The sequence below is a fragment of the Bradyrhizobium sp. AZCC 1693 genome, from assembly GCF_036924745.1.
In the GTDB taxonomy this organism is placed as follows: domain Bacteria; phylum Pseudomonadota; class Alphaproteobacteria; order Rhizobiales; family Xanthobacteraceae; genus Bradyrhizobium.
Map to the genome: position 1 here is coordinate 5,759,361 of NZ_JAZHSD010000001.1, position 16,286 is coordinate 5,775,646.

17 protein-coding genes and 1 tRNA gene are annotated in these 16,286 nt (G+C 63.1%); 12 read left to right on the top strand and 6 right to left on the bottom strand.

All coding sequences use genetic code 11. The features are described 5' to 3' along the window. Positions 1–80: 80 nt before the first annotated feature. Both V1293_RS27250 and V1293_RS27255 read right to left on the bottom strand, forming a co-directional pair. Positions 81–806, bottom strand: coding sequence for an outer membrane protein (locus V1293_RS27250; protein ID WP_334513763.1), 726 nt, complete (start codon positions 804–806; stop codon positions 81–83). A 223-nt stretch (positions 807–1,029) separates the two neighbouring features. Further along, entirely contained in the window at positions 1,030–1,350 is a 321-nt protein-coding gene (locus V1293_RS27255; protein ID WP_108514432.1) for a helix-turn-helix domain-containing protein, read from the bottom strand. A gap of 101 nt (positions 1,351–1,451) precedes the next feature. On the opposite strand from V1293_RS27255, the gene V1293_RS27260 reads away from it, so the two are divergent. Beyond that, entirely contained in the window at positions 1,452–1,685 is a 234-nt protein-coding gene (locus V1293_RS27260) for a hypothetical protein (RefSeq protein WP_334513766.1), read from the top strand. Positions 1,686–1,689: 4 nt separating this feature from the next. On the opposite strand, the gene V1293_RS27265 is transcribed toward V1293_RS27260, so the two are convergent. Both V1293_RS27265 and V1293_RS27270 read right to left on the bottom strand, forming a co-directional pair. Continuing rightward, positions 1,690–3,153 (bottom strand): GH1 family beta-glucosidase, encoded by a 1,464-nt coding sequence (locus V1293_RS27265; protein WP_334513768.1) that lies wholly within the window; start codon positions 3,151–3,153, stop codon positions 1,690–1,692. A 12-nt stretch (positions 3,154–3,165) separates the two neighbouring features. Continuing rightward, on the bottom strand, positions 3,166–4,137 hold the full coding sequence (locus tag V1293_RS27270; RefSeq protein ID WP_334513769.1) for a glycoside hydrolase family 16 protein: 972 nt from the start codon (positions 4,135–4,137) through the stop codon (positions 3,166–3,168). A gap of 300 nt (positions 4,138–4,437) precedes the next feature. Between V1293_RS27270 and V1293_RS27275 the strand changes: the two genes are divergently transcribed. Then, complete coding sequence (locus tag V1293_RS27275; protein ID WP_334513770.1) at positions 4,438–5,478, top strand: HD-GYP domain-containing protein; 1,041 nt, start codon at positions 4,438–4,440, stop codon at positions 5,476–5,478. Between the two features lie 469 nt (positions 5,479–5,947). Continuing rightward, a complete protein-coding gene (locus tag V1293_RS27280; RefSeq protein WP_334513772.1) occupies positions 5,948–6,712 on the top strand; it encodes a Crp/Fnr family transcriptional regulator in 765 nt (254 codons plus the stop codon). A gap of 12 nt (positions 6,713–6,724) precedes the next feature. Here V1293_RS27280 and V1293_RS36235 read toward each other — a convergent pair whose 3' ends face one another. Continuing rightward, positions 6,725–7,027 (bottom strand): DUF6538 domain-containing protein, encoded by a 303-nt coding sequence (locus V1293_RS36235; protein ID WP_442894292.1) that lies wholly within the window; start codon positions 7,025–7,027, stop codon positions 6,725–6,727. Between the two features lie 90 nt (positions 7,028–7,117). Continuing rightward, a tRNA-Thr gene (locus V1293_RS27285) sits at positions 7,118–7,192 on the bottom strand. Between the two features lie 597 nt (positions 7,193–7,789). Between V1293_RS27285 and V1293_RS27290 the strand changes: the two genes are divergently transcribed. From V1293_RS27290 to V1293_RS27330, 9 genes are all read left to right on the top strand, one after another. After that, complete coding sequence (locus tag V1293_RS27290; protein WP_334513773.1) at positions 7,790–9,496, top strand: FAD-dependent oxidoreductase; 1,707 nt, start codon at positions 7,790–7,792, stop codon at positions 9,494–9,496. A gap of 51 nt (positions 9,497–9,547) precedes the next feature. Further along, positions 9,548–9,859 (top strand): UBP-type zinc finger domain-containing protein, encoded by a 312-nt coding sequence (locus tag V1293_RS27295; protein ID WP_334513775.1) that lies wholly within the window; start codon positions 9,548–9,550, stop codon positions 9,857–9,859. 191 nt (positions 9,860–10,050) lie between these two features. Beyond that, entirely contained in the window at positions 10,051–10,563 is a 513-nt protein-coding gene (locus V1293_RS27300) for a hypothetical protein (RefSeq protein WP_334513776.1), read from the top strand. 113 nt (positions 10,564–10,676) lie between these two features. Beyond that, entirely contained in the window at positions 10,677–11,501 is an 825-nt protein-coding gene (locus V1293_RS27305) for an alpha/beta fold hydrolase (RefSeq protein WP_334513778.1), read from the top strand. A gap of 17 nt (positions 11,502–11,518) precedes the next feature. Further along, the gene (locus tag V1293_RS27310; RefSeq protein WP_334513779.1) at positions 11,519–12,178 is read left to right on the top strand and encodes an epimerase; all 660 of its coding nucleotides are present in this window, start codon (positions 11,519–11,521) and stop codon (positions 12,176–12,178) included. A gap of 270 nt (positions 12,179–12,448) precedes the next feature. Further along, positions 12,449–13,738, top strand: a complete 1,290-nt coding sequence (gene murA / locus V1293_RS27315) for a UDP-N-acetylglucosamine 1-carboxyvinyltransferase (protein ID WP_334513781.1) — start codon at positions 12,449–12,451, stop codon at positions 13,736–13,738. Positions 13,739–13,812: 74 nt separating this feature from the next. Beyond that, on the top strand, positions 13,813–14,268 hold the full coding sequence (locus V1293_RS27320) for a DUF2948 family protein (RefSeq protein WP_334513784.1): 456 nt from the start codon (positions 13,813–13,815) through the stop codon (positions 14,266–14,268). Positions 14,269–14,464: 196 nt separating this feature from the next. Continuing rightward, positions 14,465–15,760: a histidinol dehydrogenase gene (hisD, locus tag V1293_RS27325; protein ID WP_334513785.1), complete on the top strand. Its 1,296-nt coding sequence runs from the start codon at positions 14,465–14,467 to the stop codon at positions 15,758–15,760. Then, positions 15,757–16,260 carry a UPF0262 family protein gene (locus V1293_RS27330; protein ID WP_334513787.1) on the top strand — a complete coding sequence of 168 codons (504 nt, stop codon included), beginning with the start codon at positions 15,757–15,759 and terminating at the stop codon, positions 16,258–16,260. The genes hisD and V1293_RS27330 overlap by 4 nt, the downstream gene beginning before the upstream one ends. The last annotated feature ends 26 nt before the right edge of the window (positions 16,261–16,286 follow it).

Here is a 16,286-nt window from a genome sequence, read left to right on the forward strand (position 1 = left end):
CCGTGAACCGGAAAACGGCGCCCAAAAAAGCAAAAGGCCGGCGTGAAAGCCGGCCTTCCGCAATCCGCAGTTGAAAGCGCTCAGTAGCGTGCGACCACGGGGCTCGCGAAGTTGAAGCGATAATTGACGCCGAGCTTCAGCGTGTGGTCGTCAGTGTGGAAGCTTCCGAACGGCGCCAGCGCCGCGGGGGTCACGAAGCGGCTGCTGCCGAAATTGTAATACATATACTCGCCCTTGGCGGACCAGTTCGGGGCGAACATGTATTCGACGCCGGTGCCGACGGTGTAGCCGTTGCTGTGGTTGCCATCGAGCAGGAAGGCGGTCGGAACGCCACCGAGCGTCACCCTCTCGGCGTTGTCGGAATAGGCGTAACCGCCTTTGACATAGACCAGGCCCGGACCCCAGGTGTAGCCGATGCGGGCCGTGATCGAGCCAAGGCCGCGCTGATCGTTGGTGTAGACGTAGCCTCCGGGGAAGGTGGCGGTGAGGTTGTTCTTGCCGAGCCAGGAATACTGGCCCTCGGTGCCGAGCACCCAGTTCGGCGCGAATTGCCAATCCAGGCCGGCTTGGACGCCGCCGAGCAGCCGGGCGCTGGAATCGCTCAGCACCGCGCCGTTGAAATCGTTGCTGCCGCTGAAGGCGCCGCCGAGATGGCCGCCGAGATAGAAGCCGGTCCAGTTGTAGAGCGGCGCCGCATAGACGGGGGCCTTGTTGTAGTAGGGGCGCGCGCCGAGATCGGCGCCAAGGGCGGGGGCTGTGGCGGTGAGGGCTGCGAAGGCCACGAGGGCTGCGAGGATCTTCTTCATTGTGTTGGTCTCCGAAAACCGTTCGGCGACACCCTCGTGCGGGGCGCCTTCCATGCCCACGCACATAGACGGCATTTGTCTAAAATGCTGTCACCTGGAGGTGACAGCGGATACGAACCCAACCCATTGGCCGGCAAACGTTTTTTGTGCTTAATGAAGGCCTAATCAAAGGTTAGCAATGGCTTAATTTTCGAAGCCCGCCCGGCCTCCCGGCAAGCTTTGCTTAACCAATGCGGCGCCGCACGTCGCCGCGCATCTGTTCGCGGAAGGCCTGCCGGCGGGCGGGGCGGTCTTTCACCGGGACGTCGTGACGGTCGAACACGTTGAACATTTCGAGGATCGGATAGTGGTCGCTGGCCATCGCCAGGATGCGCAGCAGCTCCGCCACCGGCCCGGTCGGGCCGGTGACCTCCCATCGGCGGATGGTGTCGGCGCCATCGGCAGCCGGCAGCCCGCACAGCTTGGCCATGTCGGCCACCGACAGCGGCTGGCCGATGGCCTCACCGAGATGCTGGCGAAGTTTCTTCAGTTCTGCTCCGGTCACGGGTTCTCCGTCTCAAATCGGCATCTGTGAAGTACGTCACATACGGGGTGTGACGAGAGGCGTATACGCAGCGCATAAGGTTTCCTGATGAGGAGGCAACCATGCGCCAATTGCTCGAGAGCCTTACCCCCGACGCCCGCCGGATCTACTGGAAATGGGTCGGCGGCATGTTCGTTCTTTATGTCGTGCTGATGCTGACCGCGGCAGGCGTATTTGTCGGTCACGAATCATCGCGCAAGCTGGCGCAGCAACCGGTCACGACTGTGGCAACCGACGGCAAGCAGCGTTCGATCTCCGAGGTCCCGGCGCCGCTGCGGCAGGCCGCGCGGTATTGAAATTTCAGACGCCGATCGCATTGCGCGCCACCACGTCGCGATAGAAGGCGACGCTCAGTTTCGGCGTCCGGCGCTGCGTCTCGAAGTCGACGTGGTAGAGTCCGAAGCGCTGCCCGTAGCCGAAGATCCATTCGAAATTGTCCATCAGGCTCCAGAGGAAATAGCCGCGGACCGGCACGCCCTCCGACGTCGCGCGCTGCAACTGCCTGAGATAATTGCGCAGGTACATGATGCGATCGAGGTCGTAGACCTGGCCGTCGGCATGGAGCTTGTCTTCCGACGAGGTGCCGTTCTCGCTGATGTAGATCGTCTCGATGTTCCAGACCTTTGCCGCCAGCCGCGACGCCCAGTAGATCGTCTCCGGCCCCACGCGCAGCCATTCCGAATTCATGTGCGGGAACGAGGCGGGGAACGGCAGCACCCGCCAGCCCGGCGCCTTGTCGGAGGCGGCGATGTAGAATTGCGGCGCGTAGATGTTGAGGCCGACGAAATCGTTCGGCTGCGAAATGATCTTCAATTCGTCGGCGGTGAATTTCGGCGCGGCCTTGCCGGCGTACTGCAGAAACCCGTCGGTGTATTTGCCTTCCAGGATGACGCCGAGGAAGCCGGAGTTGAGTTCGCGCGTCGCTATCTCGGCCGCGCGCACATTGTCGGGGGTGTCGAATGCCGGCACGCAGGCCGCGATGTTTTCGGCCGGACCCACCCTGGTGCCCGCGCGCCCCTGCGCACGGATCGCCTGCACCGCAAGGCCGTGCGCCAGCGCCACATGGTGGCGAACCTGGTTGACGTCCGCATCCGGGAGTTTGAGGCCGGGGGCATCGATGCCCCAGCCATAGCCGAAATTCACGAACCTTCCGGCTTCGTTGATCGTGAAGATCGACCTGACGCGATCAGTGATGCGCGCCGCCACGTGGCCGGCATATTCGGCGAATGCTTTCGACGTTTCGCTGGATCGCCAGCCGCCGACCTTGTCCTCGAGCGCCTGCGGCAGGTCCCAGTGATAGAGCGTCGCGTATGGCTCGATGCCGTTCTTGAGCAGTTCGTCGATGAGGCGGTCGTAGAAGTCGAGGCCCTTGGGGTTAGGCTTGCCGGTTCCTTCCGGAAACACCCGCGGCCACGCGATCGAAAACCGGTAGGCCCTGGCGCCCAATTCGCGGATCAGGCCGATGTCTTCCTTGTACCTGATGTAGTGCTCGTTGGCGCGATCGCCCGTGGTGTGATCTTCGATCTTGCCCGGCGTGTGTGCGAACGTATCCCAGATCGAGCGGCCGCGGCCGTCTTCGTTCACGGCGCCCTCGATCTGGTAGGCCGACGTGGCGGTGCCCCACACGAAGTCTTTCGGAAAGCTCGCCGGCGCTGGCTGCGCGGCTGCCGTTTGCGCGGCGGCGTCGGCCGGCGCCGCGGCGATGCCGAGCGCGGACAAGCCGGCAAGCTTTGCAAAATGCCGGCGCGAGAATTTTCCGAACATCGTCATCTCCGGTCAGCGTTCGTCGATTTGGTAGGCGGATATCCTGTCGATCTCGAATGCGACAATATTGGGAGATTTGCCATCGACGAATCCCACGCCCTCGAAAGTCTTCGAGCCCATCGCAAGGTTGACGATCATATACATCGGCACGCCGAAGCCGACCGGGACCTTGATCTCGGAGACCGGCTGTCGGTCGATGAAATAGGTGATGCGATCGGGCTGCCACAGCACGCCGTAGTCGTGGAACGCGGTCGCGGCGTCCGGCACAATGAAGTCAAACCCGCAGCGTTCCACGCGCTGCGTCTCCGGTATCCGCCAATGCGTCGTCATCACGATGTCGCCCGGCTGTTGCCCGCGGCCCTCCATGATGTCGACTTCCGGCGGCCAGCCGCCATCATCGGCGAGCATCCAGAACGCCGGCCACACGCCGACGCCGACCGGTATCTTGGCGCGCATTTCGAAGTAGCCGTATTTCTGGGAAAACCTGCTCTGCGTCGTCAGGATGCCCGAGATATATTCATTATTGAAGAGAACGGTCTTCAGCGACGGCGGGATGCGGCTGGCTGTAATCGAGAGAATGCCGTCTTTGACCTTGAACGGATCGAGGCCGAGCGGCGTTGTTTCCCGCCCGCCATAGCGCGGATCGACATAGATCTGTTGCTCGCCATTATAGCTGGTCTTGCGCCTGAAGTCGGAGCCCTCGCCACCCCAGTAACGCGCTTCCGGCCAGGAAGCCCCGCCGGCGTAGTATGGCGCCCATCTTTCATCCAACAGCGGATGGCTGTCGAAATCATCGTGAAAGGTTCGGTGCAGTGATACCGAAGCAAGCGACGCTGGATCCGGCGCTTCGATGCGGCGGCATTTTTCGCCGAGCATGGCGGTCGCGACCTGCAGCGTGAGCTTGGCTGTCGCGCCGGCCAGATCGGGCTGCGCGAACGCCGGGGCGGCAAACATGCAGCCGATCGGGATCAAAGCGCGCAGCATCAATCTCTCGGTCCCCGTTTCGCTTCGGGACGACAAGAGATGATTCACGGACGTTGCCCTCGATCTGACGATCCTTCGGAACTCGACCGACGCTCACCTGTTTGAGGTACGTAGTTATACGAGGTGGATGCTTAACGGCAAGGTAGCCAAGTTTGATGTTGATTAAAATGCTTGAGATGCGGATGACGCCGAGTGCGGAGCTCGGTCATCCGAACCATTAGCGACAGAGTTCATTTTCTTTTCAGTGCTTCAATTTTAAAGGGCAGCTACCTCACTATTGCGGTGTACGGAAGTCCCTGAATGCTCGTCTATTTTGTCACAGACGAACCGACCAAGTTACCGGCGATTCGCGCGATGCTCGAACCGCAACACGCCGTGGTGCCCTGGGTACTGGGCGGCGACGGCACCGGGATCAGGTCGCATGGCGTGCTGATGGTCGACATTGACCTGCGGCAGATGACTCGCGTCGATCAGCTCAGGTTCATTTTGCAAGACCTTGCCGGCATTCCCGAGAAGCTGTTCGTCGTTCACAATCTCTCCCGTTCGATGGTTGCGCAGGCCCATGCACTCGGCGCGACCGCGATCATTTCACGCCCCAAGGAAGCAATTCTCAAGGTCGCGCAGATCGAGGCGGCGGAAGCGGCCGAGGAGGATAAAGCTGCGGATCCGGCATTGCGGATGGACGAAGGTGTGGCAGCCTTCGCCTCGATGTTTTCGAATGTGCGCCATGGCAGGCCACTGAAGCTTGTCGATGCGAAGCGTGCGACGTCGAAGATCATCACCCGCGTCGGGCAGGACGGGCTTTCAACTTGGCTCGACGAGGTGCGTCGCTATCACGAGGGCACGTTTCAGCACTGCCTGCTTGTGACCGGGGTTGCGGTCGCCTTCGGGCTGGATGTCGGATTCTCCGGCGGGGACGTCTCGCGGCTCGGAATCGCGGCGACCCTCCACGATATCGGCAAGGCGCGCATTCCGCTATCGATCCTGGACAAGCCGGGACGCCTCGACCCCGAGGAGGAGGAGATCATCCGGCGCCATCCCGCGATCGGATATGATCTGTTGAAGGGCGTATCGGGCATCAGTCCGGAAATTCTGGATGGCGTGAGGCATCATCACGAATATCTTGATGGCTCCGGCTATCCGGATGGACTGGCGGCCTCGCAGATTTCCGATCTGGTCAGATTGCTGACGATCTCGGACATCTTCGCAGCACTTGTCGAGTCCAGGCCGTACCGGCCGCCAATGGCCCGGCAGGACGCCTACCAGATCCTCTGCGGCATGGAGGGCAAGCTGGAAGGCGCGCTGGTCAAGGCGTTCCGGAAAGTGGCGCTGGCGGCGTGAGCGGCGCCTGCCGATGATTCACGCGGGATGATCGCGATCCCGGGCTGATTTCCCTCAGCCGAGGCGGGCCATTTCACTGGAAGGGGATGGTGCTGCCAGACAGGATTGAACTGTCGAGAGAGCACGGACTTGCGCTGAAATCATTGAGCTTTCTCGCGCGGCGGACAGATCCCGTATCGGCGGGTCGCCAGCGAACCGGTGGCAGGCCCCTTGGCGGAACTTGACCAGCGGTCCTGAGGCGCTGGCGTCGAAGCGGTCCCGCCCGATCACCTGCGACGCCGCGTCAAAGGGTTCGCCTTACCTTTACTGGCGCGGCGCGTTAAGCTACTCAGCAAGTATCGTATCCCACAAGGCGGTTCAAAGCCGGCACGATGAAAGTGGAGTTAGTGTCGGCGCAGCGCAGAAGACATTCCTGCCAAAGACATTCCAGGAGAGCTGCGTGTTCTTCTGAAGGAAGAAGTCTCTCGTGATGGGACGTCCGGCGAGCGCCGGTAATCGTCTTCTCGCCGCGTTACCGTCGGCAGATCTCGCGTTGCTCGCCCCTCATCTCCAGAAGGTGGCGCTTGAACAGGACGCCGTGGTGATACGAGCGGGAGATCGACGCGACCATGTTTACTTTCCCCATAGCGGTGCCATCTCCTTCATGCTCGGCCTTCCGAACGGAGAAGCGATCGCAACTGCGGTAATCGGGCGCGAGGGAGCGATCGGCGCATTATCGGTGCTGGGACCCTCTTTCATGTCGTCTGTGACCGCGGTCGTGCGGGTGGGCGGCACCGCATCGCAAATCTCCGTGTCGCGGTTTCATGCAGCCTACATGGAGAGCGACGCCATCAGACATGTGGTCGAGGCGCACACGAGGTCGATCCTCATGCAGTTCCAGCACGTCTCAGCCTGCAACGGACTGCACTCGGTCGAGGCCCGCATGGCCCGGTGGCTGCTTCACCTGCACGATCGAAGCGAGCACAACAACATCCTATCATTAACGCAGGAGACGCTTTCGCAGTTGCTCGGGGTGCGACGAACGACCGTGACGCAGGTGATTGCCAAACTCCGCGCCTTAGGTGCCATCAAATCCGCTCGGCGGAGCTTGGTCGAAATCGACAGGGCGCGGCTCGAGGAAGCAACCTGTGAGTGCTACGACATCATACGCCGTGCAACCGATCGGATCGTCCCGCGTGAAGCCGTGGGGTCGCACCCGCATTTTGCGTCGGCCGACAAACTCCACGATGCATGATCGTTTTCAACCTTACATAACCGCGATCGCTCTATAGAGTTCACCTGAGAGCGCGTTGATTTGCTTGAGGGTGAGCGGCTTGGGGCCAGCGCGGAGTGCGGCCATTGTGCGCTCTACCTGTGCAGCCACCTCGGGACACTTCGCCTTAGCGGCAGCGCGATCCGCTGTCCGGAGGGGATTGCTGATGTGGTCCTTGTACCAGTTCGGTGGTCGCTTATCGTTTGGCAGCTTCGCCAAGATCGCTTGAACATCAGCCGGTATACGCTTTCGAAAGTACCAGTTGTCGGAGCCGAGACGTTTAGTAGGGCAGGCCATTCGGAGACCATCGCGCAACACCCGGTGTGTATCAGGCGCGGTGCGAAATGCTCAAATTGTTCAGCAAGTGCTGAAGTTCATTGGAAAAAATGGTGCTGCCAGACAGGATTGAACTGTCGACCTCTCCATTACCAATGGAGTGCTCTACCACTGAGCTACGGCAGCATGCCCGGTATTTGGGGGAATCGGCCCAAACGGCCGCCCACTAGGCGGCCGGTTCTTGCCACAAGGACCCCTCTGGCGCAAGCACGCGCGCGGGCCCTGAAGGGCCTAAAATCGTCAAAAATCGGCGCTGAGGATCGCGACATCAGGCAATTCGGCAAGTTTGGGCCTTACTCTGGTTCCCGATCCCGGCCCAAGCCGCCGAATCGCCGATGTGCCGGGCGCGCGGTTGCAGTATGGATGATCGAACCCGCCATCTTCCGGCGCCGGCGTCCCGGACGTCGTTTCGATCAAGGCGTGCTCGACGGTACTAGCGATGAAAGACAATCAAGATAGGGCTGCGGGAAAGACCGGCGCGGATGTGAAGGATTCACGACGGGACCGGCTAAAGCTGGCGTTGCGCGAAAATCTCAAGCGGCGAAAGTCGCAGGCGCGGGGCCGCGACGAGGCGAGCGCATCTTCCGAAAACGCCGATGCCTCCCTAGATGACGCCGGCGGAGAAAAGCCTTAAGCCGATAGCGCAGCGGGAAATCCCGATCGCTCGCCGGGTTGCATGGCTCGCTCTCTGCTCGGTTCTGTTTCTTTTTTAGGCGGCGACAAATGAGTGCAGACATCACGGCCGATCCGGCGATCGGCGCGGCTTCCCTCGCGTTTCCCCGTCACGAACAGACATTTCCGACGCTCGCGCATCACGAAATCGAAAGGATGCGCCGGTTCGGGCAACTACGAACATATAAGGACGGCGAAGCCCTGTTTGAGACCGGCAAGGTCGGCCCCGGCATGTTCGTGGTGCTGTCCGGCACGGTCGCGATCACCCAGCGCGATGGCCTTGGCCATGTCACCCCGGTCATCGACCAGAGCGTGGGGCAGTTTCTGGCCGAGATCGGCCAGCTCTCCGGCCGCGTCGCGCTGGTCGACGGCCATGCCGAGGGCGACGTCGAAACGCTGCTGATCCCGCCGGATCAATTGCGCGCGCTACTGGTCGCGGAAGCCGAACTCGGCGAGCGCATCATGCGCGCGCTGATCCTGCGCCGGGTCAGCCTGATCCAGGGCGGCGTCGGCGGCCCGGTGCTGATCGGCCCGGCTTCGCTTGGCGACACGGCGCGGCTGCAGAATTTCCTGGTGCGCAACGGCCAGCCGCACCACGTGCTCGATCCCGTAACCGACAAGGACGCCGCCGATCTGGTGGCGCGCTACTCGCCCTCGCGCGCCGATCTGCCACTGGTAGTGTGCCCCGATGGCACCGTGTTGCGCAATCCGTCTGAGACTTCGCTGGCGCTGGCGGTGGGGATGATCACCAACCAGGCGCATGAGAAGCTCTACGACGTCGCCGTCGTCGGGAGCGGTCCCGCCGGCCTGGCCACCGCGGTCTATGCCGCGTCCGAAGGATTGTCGGTCGCGGTGTTCGATGCGCGGGCCTTCGGCGGCCAGGCCGGCGCCAGCGCGCGCATTGAAAACTATCTGGGATTTCCGACCGGCATTTCCGGGCAGGCGCTCACCGGCCGCGCCTACACCCAGGCGCAAAAATTCGGCGCGGACATGCTGATTCCGGTTTCGATCAGGTCGCTGGATTGCTCGCAGCGCGACGGCGCGTTCGCGCTGGCGACCGAATGCGGGCAGTCGTTGCGCGCCAAATCCATCGTGGTGGCGAGCGGGGCGCGTTACCGGCGGCCGGGAATCGAAAATCTCGACGCCTTCGAAGGCCGCGGCGTCTGGTACTGGGCTTCACCGATCGAGGCCAAGCTGTGCGTGGGCCAGGACGTCGTATTGGTCGGCGGAGGCAATTCCGCAGGGCAGGCCGCGGTGTTTCTGTCCGGCCATGCGCGCAAGGTCTACATGATCATCCGCGGCGGCGGGCTCGGGGCCAGCATGTCGCGCTATCTGATCGAGCGCATCGAAGCGGCGCCCAATATCGAACTGATATTCAACGCCGAGGTGATTGGGGTCGAAGGCGGCGGGGATGGATCGCTCGAACGCGTGCGCTGGAAGAGCCGGCTGGCCCCCGAGCAGCACAGTTTCGATGTCCGTAACCTGTTTCTGTTCGTCGGCGCCGATCCGGCCACCCGTTGGCTGGACGGCTGCGGCGTGACGCTCGACCGGGCGGGTTTTGTGGTGACGGGGGCGCAGTCCGAACAGAATCAAGGCCGCCCGGTACCGACGCTGGAAACCTCGGTGCCCGGCGTGTTCGCGGTCGGCGACGTGCGCGCCGGCTCGGTCAAGCGCGTCGGCGGTGCGATCGGCGAGGGCGCACAGGTGGTGGCGGCGCTGCACGGCTATCTGGCCGATGCCATGAAGCCGTCGCTATGATGCGGCGTATTGACGGGTGCCAATACGCAAAGACGCGCGAGGTATGAAGCGGTGACAAAAAAGGGCTGCAGCCACATCGCCGGCATTCAAACGGTGACGCCGAGCGCGCTCGGCTGCGAGGAATGCCTGAAAAGCGGAAGCCAGTGGCTGCATTTGCGGATCTGCCGCACCTGCGGCCATGTCGGCTGCTGCGACGATTCGCCGAACAAGCATGCGACCGCGCATTTCCATGCCACCGGCTATCCCGTGATCGAAGGCTACGATCCGCCGGAAGGCTGGGGCTGGTGCTATGTCGACGAAGTGCTGTTTGACTTATCGCACCGCAAGACGCCGCATAACGGTCCGATCCCGCGCTATTACTAAATTTGATTTGGTCGCGTCGCCTCCGCCGTCGTTTGTGACATCAGTGCAAATATTTCGTGCATCATACAACTTTCGTTGATGTGTCTTCATTCACGCACATGCCTGCATTGCCGACGCCGCACGCGATGCGTGTGGAAATTTTCCATGACGCGTCGTAACCTTTAGAAGGTTTCCAACGGAGGGGGCGCATCATGATTTTGGGTATGAGTTTGGTCACATTTGTTCTCGTGCATGTCGTCATCAGCCTGATCGGGATCGTTGCGGGAATCATCGTGATGTTCGGGATGCTCGGCTCGAAGCGGATGCCGGGCCTGACCGCGATCTTCCTTTTGTTCACGATCCTGACCAGCGCTACAGGTTTCCTGATTCCACCGCTGCTGTTGGAGAAGACGTTGCCGTCCCACATGGTCGGCCTTCTCTCGCTGGTTCTGCTGGCGATCGCCTGTTTTGCGCTTTACGGCATGACGCTCACCGGTGCCTGGCGCTGGATCTACGCGCTGACTGCGCTGGTCTCGCTCTACCTCAACGTGTTCGTGCTGGTGATCCAGTCCTTCCTGAAGGTGCCGGCGCTGCATGCGCTGGCGCCGAGCGTGCCGCCGGCCGAGCCGCCGTTCGCCGTCGCCCAGGGCATCGTGCTGGTATTCTTCGTCGTCGTGATAACAGGCGTGATCCGGCGATACCGACCGGCCCCGACATACACTTGACCGGTTTCGCCTTTAGGCGGCGACCCCTGAATCTCAGTCAGCGACGTCCAGATTCCGGGTCCGCGCGAAGTCGCGTGTCCCGAAATGACGACTTAACAAGAGGAGAAATTCCCATGCCCACCATCACGACCAAAGACGGCGTCGAGATATTCTACAAGGACTGGGGCAAGGGTCAGCCCATCGTGTTCAGCCACGGCTGGCCGCTGTCGGCCGACGACTGGGACACGCAGATGATTTTCTTCGTCAACAACGGCTTCCGCGTCATCGCCCACGACCGCCGCGGCCATGGCCGGTCCAGCCAGGTGGCCGACGGCCATGACATGGATCATTATGCGGATGATCTCGCGGCGCTGACGGCGCATCTCGACCTGAAGAACGCGGTTCACGTCGGTCATTCCACCGGCGGCGGCGAGGTGGTGCATTATATCGCTCGCCACGGCGAGAGCCGGGTGGCGAAGGCCGCCATCCTCAGCGCAGTCCCGCCGCTGATGGTGCAGACGGCGGCCAATCCGGGCGGGCTGCCGAAATCGGTGTTCGACGACTTGCAGGCGCAGCTCGCCGCCAACCGCTCGGAATTCTATCGCGCGCTGCCGTCGGGTCCGTTCTATGGCTACAACCGGCCGGGCGCGAAGCCCTCGGAGGCCGTCATCGAGAACTGGTGGCGTCAGGGCATGATGGGCGGCGCCAAGGCGCACTACGACGGCATCGTCGCCTTCTCGCAGACCGATTTCACCGAAGACCTCAAGAAGATCACCGTGCCCGTGCTGGTGATGCATGGCGACGACGATCAGATCGTGCCGTACGAGGACTCCGCGCCGTTGTCGGCGAAGTTGTTGAAGAACGGGACGCTGAAGACATACAAGGGCTTTCCGCACGGCATGCCCACCACGGAAGCGGCGACGATCAACGCCGACTTGCTCGCGTTCATCAAGGGATGAGCGGAGCGCACCCTGGCATGAAGGTGATCCTGTTCGGCGCCACCGGCATGGTCGGGCAGGGTGTCCTGCGCGAATGCCTTGTCGATGCCGGTGTCGAGCGTGTGCTCGCGGTCGGGCGCAGCCCGACCGGGATGCAGCAGGCCAAGCTGCATGAAATCCTGCACGACAATTTCACGGATTTCTCCGCGATCGAATCCCAGCTTGCGGGATACGATGCCTGCTTCTTCTGCCTCGGCGTCTCCTCGGTCGGCATGGACGCGGAGCGTTACCGGCATCTGACCTACGACGTCACCATGGCCGCGGCGACGACGCTCGCGCGGCTCAACCCCGGCATGGTCTTCACCTACGTCACCGGCAAAAGCACCGACTCAAGCGAGCAGGGCCCGGTGCGCTGGGCGCGGGTCAAGGGCAAGACCGAGAACGACCTGCTCAAGCTGCCGTTCAAGGCGGCCTACATGTTCCGGCCCGCCGGCATCCAGCCGTTGCATGGCGTCCGGTCGAAGACTGGCTGGGTAAATGCGGTCTATGTCGTCGCGGCGCCGCTGCTGTCGTATCTCGCCCGCACCGCGCCGAAATACATGACCACCAGCGAGCAACTCGGCCGCGCCATGATCAAGGTGGCGCGCGACGGGTATCCGAAGCCGATACTTGAGAGCGAAGATATCAACGCGATTTAGGCGTCCGTCATTTCTCTCCCGTCATTCCGGGGCGCGACGCAGTCGCGAGCTTTGACGTGCAATTGCACGTCAGGGAACCCATCCGGCCACAGCGGCGGTGGTCAAATGGATTCTTCGATGTGCACTCCGATGTGCAATTGCACATCACAGCTCGCCGCTTCGCGTCGCCCCGGAATGACGGCTGTGGCTCGACCCCATCAAATCGCCGCAAATGTCGCCGCTTCTGCCGTCGAGGCGCAGGCATGAATTGCGCATCGCAAGGGGGGTCGCATGGACCGCATTCGTATTGTCGGCGGCAGCAAGCTCAACGGCACCATTGCCATCTCGGGCGCGAAAAATGCCGCGCTTCCCCTGATGATCGCAGCCCTGCTCACGGAGGAAACGCTGATCCTCGACAACGTGCCGCGGCTAGCCGACGTCGCGCAGTTGCAGCGCATCCTTGGCAACCACGGCGTCGACATCATGTCCGCGGGCAAGCGGCCCGGCGACCGCCAATATCAGGGCCAGACCCTGCATATCTCGGCGGCCGACATCATCGACACCACGGCGCCTTATGATCTGGTGTCGCGGATGCGCGCCAGCTTCTGGGTGATCGCGCCCTTGCTGGCGCGGATGCACGAGGCAAAAGTCTCGCTGCCGGGCGGCTGCGCCATCGGCACGCGGCCGGTCGATCTCCTGATCATGGCGCTCGAAAAACTCGGCGCCGAGCTCACCATCGACGGCGGCTATGTGGTCGCGACGGCGCCGGGCGGCCTGCGCGGTGCGGGAATCGATTTCCCCAAGGTGACGGTGAGCGGCACCCACGTCGCGTTGATGGCGGCAACGCTTGCGAAGGGCACGACCATCATCACCAACGCCGCCCGCGAGCCCGAAATCGTCGACGTCGCCGATTGCCTCAACAAGATGGGGGCGCGGATCACGGGCGCCGGCTCGACCAGGATCGTGGTCGAGGGCGTCGAGAAGCTGCACGGCGCGAGGCATAACGTGTTGCCTGACCGGATCGAGGCTGGAACCTATGCGATGGCGGTCGCCATGACCGGCGGCGACGTGCAGCTTTCCGGGGCGCGTCCCGAATTGCTGCAGTCGGCGCTCGACGTGCTGACGCAGGCCGGCGCCGATATCACCGTCAACAATGACGGCATCAGGGTCGCCCGCAATGGCGCCGTGATCCGGCCGGTCACGGTCTCGACCGCGCCGTTCCCGGGCTTTCCGACCGATCTGCAGGCGCAATTGATGGCGCTGATGGCCTGCGCCGGCGGTTCCTCGCAGATCACCGAGACGATCTTCGAGAACCGTTTCATGCATGTCCAGGAACTGGCGCGGTTCGGCGCGCGTATATCACTGGATGGCGAAACCGCGACCATCGACGGCACCGCAAAACTGCGCGGCGCGCCTGTCATGGCGACGGATCTGCGCGCCTCGGTGTCGCTGGTGATCGCAGGGCTTGCCGCCGAGGGTGAAACCATGGTCAACCGTATCTATCACCTGGATCGCGGTTTCGAACGGCTTGAGGAAAAACTCTCGGCCTGCGGCGCGTCGATCCAGCGCATCAGCGATTAACGCGCTATCCCGCAAAAGTGGGTACCGGTTTTGCGATTGGGATACGCGCGAATCAAAGGTAAGGATTTCTGTGAATGCCGGCGCCCGATCCGCTCAAACTGATTGCGCTCGACGCCGACGATCTCGCGGTCATCTCGGCCCATGTGCAGGACGCCCGCGTCCTGGCGTCCGACATCGTCTGGCGGCAGGACGAAAAGCGGCTGGTGGTCGGCATCGACCGGCTGGACTGGGAGCAGACGTTATCGGGCGGAACCGAGCCGCGGCGTTCGATCGCGGCGCTGCGCTTCGACCGCGTCCTGGCCTGCAAGTCGCGCAACATCGATCTGGCGCAGCCGAAGGCGGTGCTGGAACTGGTCGGGATCGAATTCCATCCGGGCGAGGCCCCCGGCGGCAGCGCGCTTTTGCTGTTCAGCCATGGCGAGGCGCTGCGGCTGGACGTCGAATGCCTGGAATGCGAGCTGACCGACCTCGGTGCCGACGACCTCGGCACCAGCGACCTCGCCATCGCCCCTCTGGGGCCGGAGGGGTGATTCCGCAGCCGTAGGGTGGGCAAAGGCGCACTTCGCGCCGTGCCCACCATCTCGACCGCCGGAAGAGAGGCATTTGGTGGGCTCGCTTTCCGCTCAGCCCACCCTACGGGCACTGTTTCCGGGCGGGCAAGGGTTGACGGCCCTTGGCCGCCGCGCCATTGAGCAGGGGCCTTTCGCTGTCTCTCAGAAAGCCACCATGCCCGTTCGCCTGGATACCAGCAGCGCCGATTTTGGCTCGCTATTCAAGCAATTCCTCGCCGCCAAACGCGAGGTTTCGACCGATGTCGAGCGTGCCACCCGCGCCATTGTCGATGACGTGGCCGCGCGCGGCGACGCGGCCCTGCTCGAGGCGACCAGGAAATTCGACCGGCTCGACATCGACGCCTCCGGCCTGCGCGTCGCCGCGGCCGAGATCGATGCCGCGGTCGGGGCCTGCGACACCGCAACCGTCGATGCCCTGAAATTCGCCCGTGACCGGATCGAGGCATTTCACGAAAGGCAATTGCCGAAGGACGAGCGTTTCACGGATGCGCTGGGCGTCGAGCTCGGCTGGCGCTGGAGCGCGGTCGATGCGGTCGGCCTCTATGTGCCCGGCGGCACCGCGGCCTATCCGTCCTCGGTGTTGATGAACGCCGTTCCGGCCAGGGTCGCCGGCGTGCCGCGGGTCGTCATGGTGGTGCCCTCGCCGGACGGCAAGCTCAATCCGCTGGTGCTGGCCGCGGCACACCTCGGCGGCGTGTCCGAGATCTATCGCGTCGGCGGCGCGCAGGCGGTGGCCGCATTGGCCTATGGCACCGCGACGATTGCGCCGGTGGCAAAAATCGTCGGTCCGGGGAATGCCTATGTCGCCGCCGCCAAGCGGCTTGTGTTCGGCAAGGTCGGCATCGACATGATCGCCGGTCCCTCGGAAGTGCTCGTCATTGCCGATGCGACCTCAAATGCCGGCTGGATCGCCGCTGACCTTTTGGCGCAGGCCGAGCATGATGCGAGCGCGCAGTCGATTTTGATCACCGACAGCGCGGCCCTGGCCGCCGACGTCGCGCGTGCAGTCGAGTCGCAACTGGCGACGCTGCCCCGCGCCGACATCGCGCGGGCCTCGTGGAACGATTTCGGCGCCATCATCATGGTCAGCAAGCTCGACGAGGCGGTGGAGCTTGCGAATGCGATCGCCGCCGAGCATCTGGAAATCATGACCGCGGATGCGGAAGCGCTGTCGGCAAAGGTCCGCAACGCCGGCGCGATCTTCCTCGGCCCCCACACACCGGAGGCGATCGGCGATTACGTCGGCGGCTCCAACCACGTGCTGCCCACCGCGCGCTCGGCGCGGTTTTCGTCGGGGCTCGGCGTGCTAGACTTCATGAAGCGCACTTCGATTCTCAAATGCGGGCCGGACCAGTTGCGCGCGCTGGGGCCTGCCGCGATGACCTTGGGCAAGGCCGAGGGTTTGGATGCCCATTCACGCTCCGTCGGATTGCGCCTCAACTTGCCATGAACAAGCCGCCACCAGACGATGACCAGCACAACCGCATCGTCGCGGTGACGCTCGACGAGGAATCGATCGGGCGTTCCGGCCCCGATATCGAGCATGAGCGGGCGATTGCGATCTACGATCTGATCGAACAGAACCTGTTCGCGCCGGAAGGCACAGAGCAGGGCCCGTTCACGCTGCACCTCGCGATTACCGGCAACCGCCTGATGTTCGACATCCGCCGCGAGGACGGCGCGCCGGTCGTGGCGCATCTGCTGTCGCTGACGCCGTTCCGGCGGATCGTGAAGGATTACTTCATGATCTGCGACAGCTACTACCAGGCGATCCGCACCGCCACCACCGACAAGATCGAGGCGATCGACATGGGCCGCCGCGGTATCCATGACGAAGGCTCGCGCACGCTGCAGGAGCGGCTGAAGGGCAAGGTCCGCGTCGATTTCGAAACCGCGCGGCGGCTGTTCACGCTGATCTGCGTCCTGCACTGGAAGGGGCAGGACGCATGATGTTCTCTGCCGCAAGGATTTCGTGA

What these genes read in the sequence shown, in the direction of transcription:
- V1293_RS27250 (WP_334513763.1), bottom strand. Translation starts at nt 806, where the DNA reads ATGAAGAAGATCCTCGCAGCCCTCGTGGCCTTCGCAGCCCTCACCGCC.
- V1293_RS27260 (WP_334513766.1), top strand. Translation starts at nt 1,452, where the DNA reads ATGCGCCAATTGCTCGAGAGCCTTACCCCCGACGCCCGCCGGATCTAC.
- V1293_RS27265 (WP_334513768.1), bottom strand. Translation starts at nt 3,153, where the DNA reads ATGTTCGGAAAATTCTCGCGCCGGCATTTTGCAAAGCTTGCCGGCTTG.
- V1293_RS27270 (WP_334513769.1), bottom strand. Translation starts at nt 4,137, where the DNA reads ATGCTGCGCGCTTTGATCCCGATCGGCTGCATGTTTGCCGCCCCGGCG.
- V1293_RS27275 (WP_334513770.1), top strand. Translation starts at nt 4,438, where the DNA reads ATGCTCGTCTATTTTGTCACAGACGAACCGACCAAGTTACCGGCGATT.
- V1293_RS27280 (WP_334513772.1), top strand. Translation starts at nt 5,948, where the DNA reads ATGGGACGTCCGGCGAGCGCCGGTAATCGTCTTCTCGCCGCGTTACCG.
- V1293_RS36235 (WP_442894292.1), bottom strand. Translation starts at nt 7,027, where the DNA reads ATGGCCTGCCCTACTAAACGTCTCGGCTCCGACAACTGGTACTTTCGA.
- V1293_RS27290 (WP_334513773.1), top strand. Translation starts at nt 7,790, where the DNA reads ATGAGTGCAGACATCACGGCCGATCCGGCGATCGGCGCGGCTTCCCTC.
- V1293_RS27300 (WP_334513776.1), top strand. Translation starts at nt 10,051, where the DNA reads ATGATTTTGGGTATGAGTTTGGTCACATTTGTTCTCGTGCATGTCGTC.
- V1293_RS27305 (WP_334513778.1), top strand. Translation starts at nt 10,677, where the DNA reads ATGCCCACCATCACGACCAAAGACGGCGTCGAGATATTCTACAAGGAC.
- V1293_RS27310 (WP_334513779.1), top strand. Translation starts at nt 11,519, where the DNA reads ATGAAGGTGATCCTGTTCGGCGCCACCGGCATGGTCGGGCAGGGTGTC.
- murA (WP_334513781.1), top strand. Translation starts at nt 12,449, where the DNA reads ATGGACCGCATTCGTATTGTCGGCGGCAGCAAGCTCAACGGCACCATT.
- V1293_RS27320 (WP_334513784.1), top strand. Translation starts at nt 13,813, where the DNA reads ATGCCGGCGCCCGATCCGCTCAAACTGATTGCGCTCGACGCCGACGAT.
- hisD (WP_334513785.1), top strand. Translation starts at nt 14,465, where the DNA reads ATGCCCGTTCGCCTGGATACCAGCAGCGCCGATTTTGGCTCGCTATTC.
- V1293_RS27330 (WP_334513787.1), top strand. Translation starts at nt 15,757, where the DNA reads ATGAACAAGCCGCCACCAGACGATGACCAGCACAACCGCATCGTCGCG.